Annotated in this window: 12 protein-coding genes; all 12 read right to left on the reverse strand. The window is 66.6% G+C overall.

Translation table 11 applies throughout. The features are described from left to right. Positions 1–11 precede the first annotated feature (11 nt). Positions 12–698: an ABC transporter ATP-binding protein gene (locus ACT2B0_RS06790; RefSeq protein ID WP_473462852.1), complete on the reverse strand. Its 687-nt coding sequence runs from the start codon at positions 696–698 to the stop codon at positions 12–14. Then, a complete protein-coding gene (locus tag ACT2B0_RS06795) occupies positions 695–1444 on the reverse strand; it encodes an ABC transporter ATP-binding protein (protein ID WP_473462855.1) in 750 nt (249 codons plus the stop codon). The genes ACT2B0_RS06790 and ACT2B0_RS06795 overlap by 4 nt, the downstream gene beginning before the upstream one ends. Further along, on the reverse strand, positions 1437–2414 hold the full coding sequence (locus ACT2B0_RS06800) for a branched-chain amino acid ABC transporter permease (protein WP_473462857.1): 978 nt from the start codon (positions 2412–2414) through the stop codon (positions 1437–1439). Before ACT2B0_RS06800 ends, ACT2B0_RS06795 begins: the two co-directional genes overlap by 8 nt. Positions 2415–2419: 5 nt before the next feature. Further along, positions 2420–3340: a branched-chain amino acid ABC transporter permease gene (locus tag ACT2B0_RS06805; RefSeq protein WP_473462859.1), complete on the reverse strand. Its 921-nt coding sequence runs from the start codon at positions 3338–3340 to the stop codon at positions 2420–2422. A gap of 176 nt (positions 3341–3516) precedes the next feature. Further along, positions 3517–4656, reverse strand: coding sequence for an ABC transporter substrate-binding protein (locus tag ACT2B0_RS06810; protein WP_473462860.1), 1140 nt, complete (start codon positions 4654–4656; stop codon positions 3517–3519). A gap of 107 nt (positions 4657–4763) precedes the next feature. Further along, positions 4764–5600: a tryptophan 2,3-dioxygenase gene (kynA, locus tag ACT2B0_RS06815; protein WP_473462863.1), complete on the reverse strand. Its 837-nt coding sequence runs from the start codon at positions 5598–5600 to the stop codon at positions 4764–4766. Then, the gene (gene kynU, locus ACT2B0_RS06820) at positions 5597–6790 is read right to left on the reverse strand and encodes a kynureninase (protein ID WP_473462866.1); all 1194 of its coding nucleotides are present in this window, start codon (positions 6788–6790) and stop codon (positions 5597–5599) included. Before kynU ends, kynA begins: the two co-directional genes overlap by 4 nt. Then, entirely contained in the window at positions 6787–8412 is a 1626-nt protein-coding gene (locus tag ACT2B0_RS06825; protein ID WP_473462869.1) for an AMP-binding protein, read from the reverse strand. The genes kynU and ACT2B0_RS06825 overlap by 4 nt, the downstream gene beginning before the upstream one ends. Positions 8413–8430: 18 nt before the next feature. Continuing rightward, complete coding sequence (locus tag ACT2B0_RS06830; RefSeq protein WP_473462871.1) at positions 8431–9573, reverse strand: acyl-CoA dehydrogenase family protein; 1143 nt, start codon at positions 9571–9573, stop codon at positions 8431–8433. After that, a complete protein-coding gene (locus ACT2B0_RS06835; protein WP_473462874.1) occupies positions 9573–10385 on the reverse strand; it encodes an enoyl-CoA hydratase family protein in 813 nt (270 codons plus the stop codon). Before ACT2B0_RS06835 ends, ACT2B0_RS06830 begins: the two co-directional genes overlap by 1 nt. After that, positions 10382–10858, reverse strand: a complete 477-nt coding sequence (locus ACT2B0_RS06840; protein ID WP_473462877.1) for a MarR family winged helix-turn-helix transcriptional regulator — start codon at positions 10856–10858, stop codon at positions 10382–10384. The genes ACT2B0_RS06835 and ACT2B0_RS06840 overlap by 4 nt, the downstream gene beginning before the upstream one ends. Beyond that, positions 10852–11607, reverse strand: a complete 756-nt coding sequence (locus tag ACT2B0_RS06845; RefSeq protein ID WP_473462878.1) for an SDR family NAD(P)-dependent oxidoreductase — start codon at positions 11605–11607, stop codon at positions 10852–10854. Before ACT2B0_RS06845 ends, ACT2B0_RS06840 begins: the two co-directional genes overlap by 7 nt.

Here is an 11607-nt window from a genome sequence, read left to right on the forward strand (position 1 = left end):
GCCCTTTCTTGTCAGACGCCGAGATAACGGTTGCGGATGTCGTCGGAGAGCTCCGCCGGAAGCCCGCTCCATACCGTCATGCCCTTTTCGAGCACGACGCAGCGATCGGCGACGGGAAGCAGTTCCGACATGGTCTTGTCGACGACCAGGATCGCCTGGCCCTCTTGCTTGAGTTTGCGGATCGAGCTCCAGATATCCTGCCGGATGACCGGCGCGAGGCCTTCCGTCGCCTCGTCGAGGATCAGCAGCTTCGGGTTGGTCATCAGCGCGCGGCCGACGGCCAGCATCTGCTGTTCGCCGCCCGAGAGCGAAATGGCATATTGGCGCCGGCGCTCGGCAAGCCGGGGGAAAAGCGCTTCGATGCGGGCAAGCGTCCAGGGGCCCGGTCGCGCCGCCGCGGTCAGGTTCTCCTCGACGGTAAGATTGGGAAAACAGCGCCGCCCCTCCGGCACCAGCCCGATGCCAAGCCGGGCGACGCGGTGCGGGCGCAGGCCCTGAAGGCTTGACCCGGCGAAGCGCAGCGTGCCGGTCCGCGGCGGGTTCAGGCCGCAGATCGACCGGATCGTCGTGGTCTTGCCCATGCCGTTGCGCCCCATCAGGGCGACGACCTCGCCTTCGCCCACGGCCAGGTCGACGCCGAACAGGGCCTGGCTAGCGCCGTAGAAGGTCTGTAGTCCGGTGGCTTCGAGCAGCATCACCCTTCCTCCCCGAGATAGGCTTGCCGCACGTCGGGATTGTGCCGGATTTCGTCGACCGTGCCGGTGGCGATGATCCGACCGTAGACGAGCACGGAAATGCGGTCGGCGAGCGCGAACACGGCGTCCATGTCGTGCTCGACCAGCAGGATCGGCGCTTCGGCGCGCAGCCCGTCGAGAAACGTCGTCAACGCCTTGGAGCCTTCCGGCCCCATGCCGGCCATCGGCTCGTCGAGCAGAAAGGCCTTGGAGCCGAGTGCGAGCGCGATCGCGATCTCGAGCTGGCGCCGCTCGCCATGCGAGAGTTCGGCCGCCGATATATGCGCCCGATCGGCCAGTCCCACCCGTTCCAGCGCTTCCAGCGCCGGCTCGCGCAGCGAGCGGTCGCGCATCACCGGCTTGAAAAACCGGAAACTCGTGCCCTGACGCGCCTGCACGGCCAGCATGACGTTGCGCAGCGCCGAATAGTCGGGCGCCAGCGACGAGATCTGGAAGGTGCGGCCGAGGCCGAGCCGGGTGCGCTCGGGCACGCCCAGCGCGCCGATATCGCGGCCCAGAAACCGGATCGTGCCGCTGCCGGGCCGCAGCGATCCGGCGATCTGGTGGATCAGCGTCGATTTGCCGGCCCCGTTGGGCCCGATCAAGGCGTGGATTTCGCCGGGGCGCAGATCGAGGCTGACATTGTCTGTCGCCTTCAGGGCGCCGAAGCTCTTGTTGAGGTTGCGGATGTCGAGGATGGGCTCAGCCATGACGTGCCTTTCCCGCGATCAGGCCGACCACGCCGCCGCGCGCGAACAAGACCACGCCGAGCAGGATCAGCCCGAGGAAGAACTGCCAGCGCTCGGTGATGCCGCCGAGATAGAATTCGAACAGGACGTAGACCATCGCGCCGGCGACCGGCCCGAACAGCCGCCCGGTGCCGCCCAGGATGATCAGCACGATCAGTTCGCCCGACATGTGCCAGGACAGCATTGACGGGCTGACGAAGCGGTTGAGGTCAGCAAACAGCGCGCCGGCGAGGCCGGTGATCATGCCGGAGATGGCAAAGGCGACGAGCTTGATGCGAAACGGGGCGATGCCGACGGCGGCGAGCCGCTGCTGGTTTTGCCTTGAGGCTTCGAGCGCCGCGCCGAAGCGGGAATTGCGCAGCACCGAAAACACGGCCAGCGCGGCAAGCAGGAGGCCAAAGCACAGATAGAAGAAGTGCAGGCCGTTCAGCGTGTTGACGCCGGGAAACCCGTTGCGGACATAGATCGACAGCCCGTCCTCGCCGCCATAGGCCGGCCAGGAGATGGCGAAATAATAGATCATCTGCGCGAAGGCGAGCGTGATCATGATGAAATAGACCCCGCTGGTGCGCAGCGAGATGACGCCGATCGCGAGCGCGGCGAGCCCGCACAGGAGGATCGCGGCCAGCCAGATGACGATCATACGGTTGGTGCCGGGCAGGCCGAACAGCAGCGGTTCGGCGTTGAAGGCATGGGTGGCGGCGATGCCGGCGACATAACCGCCAATGCCGAAAAACGCGGCATGGCCGAACGAGACCAGTCCGCCCAGCCCGAGCAGGAAATTGAGCCCGACCGCGGCCAGCGCAAGGATCGCCATGCGGGTGGCGAGCGTGACGTAGAAGGGTTCGCCCATGCCGGTGGCGACCAGCGGGATCGCGGCCAGAAGCAGGACGAGCGCGAGGTTGAGGATGGTTTCGCGGGGATTGTCCATTCTCGTCAACCCTGCGCCGAAAACAGGCCCTGCGGCCGGATGGCCAGCACGAGCGCCATGAACACATAGATCAGCATGGAGGCAAGCGCGGCGCCGATCCCGGCGGCCGACGAGGCGTCCATGAACGTGGCGAACGCGACCGGCAGCAGGAACCGCCCGAGCGTGTCGATCACGCCGACGAGCACCGCGCCGACCAGCGCGCCCTTGATCGAGCCGATGCCGCCGATGACGATCACCACGAAGGCCAGGATCAGCACCGGTTCTCCCATGCCCACCTGGACCGATTGCAGTGCTCCGACCAGCGCGCCGGCCAGCCCGGCCAGCGCCGCCCCGAGTGCGAACACGACCGTATAGAGCGTGCGGATGTCGACGCCGAGCGCGGCGATCATCTCGCGGTCGGATTCGCCGGCGCGAATGCGCATGCCGAGCCGCGTGCGCGAAATCAGGAAATAAAGCCCGATCGCGACCGCGATGCCAACCCCGATGATCGCCAGTCGGTAGACCGGATAGGCCCCGCCGCCCGGCAGCGCCAGCGCGCCGCGCAGAAGCGGCGGGATGTCGAGATAGAGCGGAAACGAGCCGAACACCCAGCGCGTGCCCTCCGAAAAGATCAGGATCAGCGCAAAGGTCGCCAGCACCTGGTCGAGATGGTCGCGGTCGTAGAGCCGACGGATGACGGTGACTTCCACGAGTGCGCCGGCCGCCGCCGCCGCGGCCAGGCTCGCCACCAGCCCGAGCCAGAACGAGCCGGTCGCCGCGGCAACCGTCGCGCAGGCGAAGGCGCCGATCATGTAGAGCGAGCCGTGGGCGAGGTTGATCAGGCCCATGACGCCGAAGATCAGCGTCAGGCCGGCAGCCATCAAGAACAGCATGACGCCGAATTGAAGGCCGTTGAGGATCTGTTCGATGAGGAGCGCGGTTTGCACGATCGTCCTGAAAGTTGGAAGCGGGGAATTTCTCCCGCGTCACGCGGGAAGTGGCGGCCCGACGGGAGGCGGGTGAGGGGGCGAAGCGGCGGCCGGCACTTGACGACGGGTTCCGCCGCTTTTGGTGCGCCGTCCGGCATCCTCTCCCCGGGTGCGGGGAGAGGATGGTCGGTCCGTTACATCTTGCACTCGGCCGCGTAGGCGTCCTGATGATCTTCAAGCGCGACGCCGACGATCTTGTTGGTGAGCGTGTCGCCTTCCTTGATCACCTCGCGGACATAGATGTCCTGGATCGGGTGGTGATTGCTGGCGAAGGCGAAGTCGCCGCGCGTCGATTTGAAGTCGGCTTCCTTCAGTGCCGCGCGAAACGCGTCCTGGTCCTTCACGTCCGCCTTGGCCGCCGCCGACAGGATGAGATTGGCGGTATCGAAACCCTGGCTGGCGTAGAGCGAGGGCAGGCGGCCATATTCGGCCTGGAAGGTCTCGACGAACGCCTTGTTGGTGTCGTTGTCGATGTCCTTCGACCATTGCGAGGTGTTCTTGACGCCGATCGCGGCGTCGCCGACCGCGCCGAGAATGTCCTGGCTGAAGGAGAAGGCCGGGCCGACCAGCGGCAACTCGACGCCCGACTGGGCATATTGCTTCATGAAGGCGATGCCCATGCCCCCCGGCAGGAAGAAGAACACCGCGTCGGCGCCGGACGCGCGGATCTGGGCGATCTCGGCGGCGTAGTCGCTTTGTCCGAGCTTGGTGTAGACCTCGTTGGCGAGGTCGCCCTTGTAAAAGCGTTTGAACCCGGTCAGCGCGTCCGTGCCGGCCGGATAGTTCGGCGCCATGATGAAGACCTTCTTGTAACCGGCCTCGGTGGCATAGGCGCCCGCCGCCTCGTGCAGATTGTCGTTCTGCCAGGCGACATTGAAATAGTTCTTGTCGCAGTTGGCGCCGGCGAGCGCCGACGGGCCGGCATTGGGCGACAGGTAGAACGTGCCCTGATTGACGGCGTTGGGCACGACGGCCATCGCCAGGTTCGACCAGATGATGCCGGTCAGAATGTCGACCTTGTCGCTCTGGATCATCTTGTCGGCGATCTGCACGGCCAGCTCCGGCTTGCGGGCGTCGTCTTCCACGATCAGCTCGACCTCGGAATTGTTCGCCTGTTTGAGCGCCAGCATGAAGCCGTCGCGCACGTCGACGCCCAGCCCGGCGCCGCCGCCCGACAAGGTGGTGATCATGCCGATCTTGACTGGCTCGGCGAAGGCCGCGCCTGCGACGCCGGCGGAAAGGGCGATCACGCCCGCTGCGAGAAATTTCCTCATTGTCGTCTCCCTGTTTCGTTCCCTGCGGCACCTGATCATTGAACGATCCGCCCCGGTCTTCGGCCGGTTGGGTCCGTCCGGCGCTGCCGTGGTGCCTCGGCCCGCCGTCAAAGTTCCGTTCTGACTTTCCACAATTCCGGAAACAGTTCCACCTCCAACATTTTCCGCAGATAGCTGACGCCGGCCGTCCCGCCCGTGCCGCGCTTGAGCCCGATAATGCGTTCCACCGTGGTGACGTGGTTGAAGCGCCATCGCCGGAAATAATCCTCGAAGTCGACCAGTTTCTCCGCCAGCTCGTAGAGCTGCCAGTGGCGTTCGGGCTGCTGGTAGACCGATTTCCACGCCGCCAGCACCGTCGCACTCTCCTCGCGGGTCGAGCGCCAGTCGGACCGGTGGGCATCCGCGCCGATGTCGAGGCCCTGCCGGGCAAGCAGCAGCAGCGCCTCGTCATAGAGGCTCGGCCGCTCCAGGATCGCTTCCAGCCGCGCCGTCACCGCCTGATCGTGCGCGTGCGCCTTCAGCATCGCCGTGTTGCGGTTTCCGGCCAGAAACTCGATGGCGCGATATTGCCAGGACTGGAAGCCGGAAGACTGGCCGAGCGCGGCGCGAAAGCGCGTATATTCGCTCGGCGTCATCGTGCGCAGCACGTCCCAGGCGCTGTTCAGCTGCTCGAAGATGCGCGCAACCCGGGTCAGCATCTTGAAGGCCGGCTGCAGCGCGTCGTCACGCAGCGCGTCGAGCGCGGAACTGACTTCGTGCACGGCGAGCTTCATCCACAGCTCCGAGGTCTGGTGCTGGATGATGAACAGCATCTCGTCGGGCGAGTCCGACTTCGGCGCCTGGGCGTCGAGAATCTTGTCGAGATGCAGATAGTCGCCATATGACATTCTGCTGGCGAAATCCGTCACCGCGCCGTCGCTGGAGGGGTCGTAGGATGTGCTCATGTCACGGCTGCCCTCTTGTGGAACTCGGGACGGTCCCAAAGCCGCTCGCCCAGGATGCGTTCGAGCCGTTCGGCGCCGGCCACCACGTCATCCTCGCTGAGATAAAGCGGCGTAAAGCCGAACCGCATCGCGTTCGGCGCCCGGAAATCGCCGATCACGTCATGCGCGATCAGCGCCTGCATGATGGCATAGCCGTTGTCGTGCAGGAAGGAGACCTGACTGCCGCGTTGCTTCGGGTCGCGCGGCGAGCCGAGCGTCAAATCGGGGCAGCGCCGCTCGACCTCGGCGATGAAGCGCTCCGAAAGCCGGATCGAGGCGGCGCGCAGATCGGCCATGTCGACGCCTTCCCAGGCGTCGAGGGCGGCGTCGAGGGCGGCTAGCGCGAGCACCGGCGGCGTGCCGACCCGCATCCGGTCGATGCCCCGGCCGGCCCTGTAGTCGAGATCGAAGGCGAACGGCGCGTCGTGGCCGAGCCAGCCCGAAAGGGCGGGGCGGACCTGTTCGGCCAGCCGCGGCGCGACATAGATGAAAGCCGGCGCGCCGGGCCCGCCATTGAGATATTTATAGGTGCAGCCGACCGCGAAATCGGCGTCGGCGCCGGCGAGATCGACCGGCAGCGCGCCGGCCGAATGGGCGAGATCCCAGATCGCCAGCGCGCCGGCGGCGTGCGCCTTCTCGGTCAGGCGCTTCATGTCGTGCAGGCGCCCGGTACGGTAATCGACCTCCGTCAGCATCAGCGCCGCCACCGTGTCGTCGATCGCGTCCTCGACCTCTTCCGGCGCGACGATCTTCAGTTCGTGGCCCTTGTCGAGCGACTGGATCAGCCCGGACGCCATATAGAGGTCGGTCGGGAAATTGCCGTTGTCGGACAAGACCACCTTGCGCTGCGGCCGCAGTTCCAGCGCCGAGGCGAGTGCCTGATAAACCTTGATCGACAGCGTGTCGCCCAGCACAACCGTTCCCGCCGGCGCGCCGATCAGCCGCCCGACCCGATCGCCGATCTGTCGCGGCTGTGCCATCCAGCCGGCCGCGTTCCAGCCGCGGATCAGCATCTCGCCCCATTCCTCGCGCATTGTCGTCGTCGTCTTCTCGACCGCCTTTTTTGGCAGTGGGCCGAGCGAGTTGCCGTCGAGATAGATCAACCCGTCGGGCAGGTGGAACAGCGCGCGGGTTTTGGAAAAATAGGTCATGCCTGGGTGTCCCGGCGCAGCCTGAAACGTTGAATCTTGCCGGTCTGGGTCTTGGGAAGCGCCGCAATGTAGATCACCGAACGCGGGTATTTATACGGCGCGATCGTCGCCTTGACATGATCCTGCAGGCGCTTGGTCATCGCCTCGTCGCCGACGCGGCCTTCAACGAGCACCACGTGCGCCTGGACGATCTGGCCGCGCGCCTCGTCGGGCGCGCCGATGACGGCGCATTCGGCGACGTCGGCGTGGGCGAGCAGCGCGGCTTCGACCTCCGGCCCCGCGATGTTGTAACCGGCCGACACGATGATGTCGTCGGTGCGCGCGGCAAAGTGGAAGCGTCCGTCCTCGTCCTGGTAGAACGCGTCGCCGGTCAGGTTCCAGCCGTCCCGGACATAGTCGCGCTGGCGATCGTCGGCGAGGTAGCGGCAGCCGGTCGGGCCGCGCACGGCGAGCTTGCCGACCGTGCCGCGCGGCACCTCGTTCATGTCGGCGTCGACGATCCTGGCCTGGTAGCCGGTGACCGGCCGTCCGGTCGTGGCCGGGTGCATGTCGTCGAAGCGGTTGGAAATGAAGATGTGCAGCATCTCGGTTGCGCCGATGCCGTCGAGGATCGGCTTGCCGGTCTTTTGGGTCCAGGCCTCGAAGACCGGGGCCGGCAGCGTCTCGCCGGCCGATACCGCCACTCTGAGCGAAGACAGGTCGGCGCCGTCCTCCATCGCCGCCAGCATGGCGCGATAGGCCGTCGGCGCGGTGAAGGAGACTGTCGCCTTGTAGGTCTCGATGATCTCGATCATGTTGGGCGGCGTGGCGTTTTCCAAAAGCGTGGCGGCGGCGCCGAAACGCAGCGGAAAGATCGCCAGGCCGCCGAGGCCGAAGGTGAAGGCGAGCGGCGGCGAGCCGACGAACACGTCGTCCGGCGTGACCTGCAGCACTTCCCTGGCATAGCCGTCGGCGATAATCAGAAGGTCGCGGTGAAAATGCATCGTCGCCTTCGGCACGCCGGTCGTGCCCGAGGTGAAACCGAGCAGGGCGACGTCGTCGCGGCCGGTCTTGACCGCCTCGAAGATAACCGATTTGTCGAGCGCGACCCGGTCGAGCTCGGCGTCGTGATTGGCGGTGCCGTCGAAGCCGATCACCTGTTTCAGGAACTTGCTGTCCTTGGCGCAGGCGACCAGCTCGTCCTTGGCGCGGGTGTCGCACAGCGCCAGCGTGATCTCTGCCTTGTCGACGATCTTGGCGAGTTCCCCGGCGCGCAGCATCGGCATGGTGTTGACTACCACCGCGCCGGCCTTGGTCGCGGCCAGCCAGCAGGCGACCATCGCGGGATTGTTGGGCCCGCGGATCAGCACCCGGTTGCCCGGCTTGACGCCGTAATCCTCGACCAGCGCGTGAGCGAGGCGGTTGGTCCAGTCGGCGAGTTCCTTGTAGGTGCGCCGGCGCCCGTTGCCGATCAGCGCCGTGCGGTCGCCGAAACCCTGTTCGACCAGGCGGTCGGTCAGTTCCACGCCCACGTTGAGATAATCGGGGTAGTCGAAGCCGTCGAGCAGGAAACCCGGCCACGCGTCTACGGGCGGCAGGTTGTCGCGGGAAAATGTGTCCGTATGTCCCGTCGGTCCGAGCATTGTTTTTCCCCTGCTGGCTTAGGTCGCAATCTGCCTGGCGATGATGATTTTCTGTACGTCCGAGGCACCTTCATAGATCCTGAGCGCCCTGATCTCCCGATAGAGGCTCTCCACGATGTGGCCCCGGCGCACGCCGTCGCCGCCATGAAGCTGCACCGCCTTGTCGATCACCTCTTGCGCCCGGTCGGTGGCGTAGAGCTTGGCCATTGCCGCTTCGCGGGTGACGCGCGGCGCGCCGGAATCCTTGGTCCAGGCGGCGCGGTAGACGAGCAATGCGGCGGCGTCGACGTCGAGCGCCATGTCGGCCAGGTGACCCTGCACCATCTGCAGGTCGAACAGCGGCGCCCCGAACAGTTCCCGGCCGCCGGCCCGCGCCAGGCTTTCGTCGAGGGCGCGCCGGGCAAAGCCGAGCGCCGCGGCGCCGACGGTGGAGCGGAAGACGTCGAGCACCGACATGGCGATGCGGAACCCATCGCCGGGTTTGCCGACCATCGCGCTCGCCGGCACGCGCACGTCGTTGAAGGAAAGCCGCGCCAGCGGGTGCGGCGCGACCACCTCGATCCGCTCGGCGATTGCCAGGCCCGGCGTGTCGGCCGGCACCACAAAGCACGAAATCCCCTTGCCGCCCGGCGCTTCGCCGGTGCGGGCGAACACGGTGTAGACGTCGGCGATGCCGCCGTTGGAAATCCAGGTCTTTTCGCCCGAAAGCACGTAGTCGTCGCCGTCGCGCGTCGCGCTCATGTCCATGTTGGCGACATCGGAGCCCGAGCGTGGTTCCGACAGCGCGAAGGCCGAAATCGCCGCGCCGCGCCGGGTCTTTTCCAGCCATTCGCGTTGTTGCGGCGTGCCGAACAGGCTGATCGCGCCGGTGCCGAGCCCCTGCATGGCGAAGGCGAAATCGGCGAGCCCGTCATGGCGGGCCAGGGTCTCGCGGGTCAGACACAGCGTGCGCACGTCGAGCGGGCCGGGTGCGGCGGGGTCGATCGCCGTGGGCTGGAGCCAGCCATCGCGGCCGAGCGCCGCGACGATCTGCCGGCAGGCCTGATCAACGTCGTCATGAGCGACCGGCAGGTTTTGGGCGCACCAGGCCTCCAGCCGCTCGGCATGGTCGCGGTGGCGGTCCTCGAAAAACGGCCAGGACAGGAAGCTGCGGTCAGCCATCAATTTCCCTCGAATACGGGTTTTTGCTTGGCGACGAAGGCGTGATAGGCGCGCTCGAAATCCCGGGTCTGCATGCAGATCGCCTGCGCCTGCGCTTCGGCCTCGATCGCCTGGTCGAGACCCATCGACCATTCCTGGTTCAGCTGCGTCTTGGTGATTCCATGTGCGAAGGTCGGGCCGGAAGCGATTGATTTCGCAAGCTTCAACGCCTCCGCTTCAAGCGTCTCGGCCTCGACCAGCCGATTGTAGTAACCCCAGCGCTCGCCTTCCTCCGCGCTCATCGAGCGGCCCGAATAAAGCAGTTCGGCCGCGCGGCCCTGGCCGATGATCCTGGGCAGCATGGCGCACGCGCCCATGTCGCAGCCCGCCAGGCCCACCTTGGTGAACAGGAAGGCGGTCTTGGCCTGCGGCGTCGCCAGTCGGATATCGGAAGCCATGGTGATGATCGCGCCCGCACCCACCGCCACCCCGTCGACGGCGGCGATGATCGGCTTGGAGCAGTTCAGCATCGCCTTGACCAGATCGCCGGTCATGCGGGTGAAGGCCAGCAACTGCTTCATGTCCATCGCAACCAGCGGGCCGATAATGTCGTGCACGTCGCCGCCCGAGGAGAAATTGCCGCCATTGGGCAAGAACACCACCACGTCGATATCGTCGGCATAGGCGAGCTGGCGGAACGTGTCGCGCAACTCGGCATAGCTCTCGAAGGTCAGCGGGTTCTTGCGCTCGGGGCGGTTGAGCCGCACCCGCGCCACGCCGTTTTCGGCTTCCCAGAGGAAATGCCGCGGTTTCAGGCCTGCCATATCGGTCAAGTCTCGCCCTCCCAATTGCTGCGGAACGATTTAAGCATGGTCGAAAGCCGCTTGGCGTCGGCCTCGTCGACGTCGCCGAGCAGGTCGCCGATCCAGTCCTCGTGGACCCGCGCCATACGCTGGAATTCGTCGCGCCCCTGCTCGGTCAGGGTCACGATCGAGGTGCGGCGGTCGCCGTCGCGGCGCGCGCGGCTGACGAAGCCGTCCGACACCAGCCGGTCGACGATGCCGGTCACGTTGCCGTTCGACACCAGCAGAAAGCGCGACAGGTCGCTCATCAGCATGCCCTCGGGCGCGCGGAAGAGCGCCGCCATCACGTCGAAACGCGGCAGCGTCGAGTTGAAATCGCGCTTCAACCGTTCCCGCAGCTCGCTTTCGATCATGCGCGAGGCGCGCAGCAGCCGGATCCACAACAGCAGCCGCTCCTTGTTGCCCGACCGGTGATCGATGGTCGCGACCAGGCCGCTCACCATGTCTCGCCTCCCGACACGGAGATCGCCTGCCCGGTGATCGAGCGCGCGTCCTCGCCGGCAAGCCACAAAACGGTGGCGGCGACCTCGTCGGGTTCGATCAGCCGGCCTTGCGGATTGGTCGCGGCAAGCATGGCGCGCGCTTCCGACGCGCTGCGCCCGGTCTTTTCGACGATCCGGGCGATCGAGCCGTCCAGCATCTCGGTCTCGGTAAAACCCGGACACACCGCGTTCACGGTCACGCCCGACTTGGCGCTCTCGCACGCCAGAGCCCGCATCAGCCCGACAACGCCGTGTTTGGCCGCGACATAGGGCGCGACATAGGCGTAGCCTTTCAGCCCGGCGGTCGAGGCGACGAAGACGATGCGGCCGCGCTTGCGTTCCAGCATGCCGGCGAGCGCCGGCCGCACGGTCAGGAAGGCACCGGTCAGATTGACGTCGAGCGTGCGTTGCCAGTCGCCGAGCGTGGTCTTGTGGGCTGGGGCGCTGCCCGACATGCCGGCATTGGCGACCACGATGTCGAAGCTCCCGCGCGCGGCTTCCGCGGTTTCGTAGAGCGCCTTGACCGAGGCTTCGTCGGTCACGTCCGCACTGACGCCGTGAATGCGCGGGTTGGACTGCGCGACCGTGTCGAGGCTCTGCTGGCGCCGGCCGCAGATCGTTACCTCGATGCCGGCCTCGGCGAGCGCGAGCGCGATCGCCTTGCCCACCCCGGAACCGCCGCCGGTGACCAGCGCGTGGCGCGTGCCCAT

This window comes from Nitratireductor sp. J20-h4, assembly GCF_056780505.1.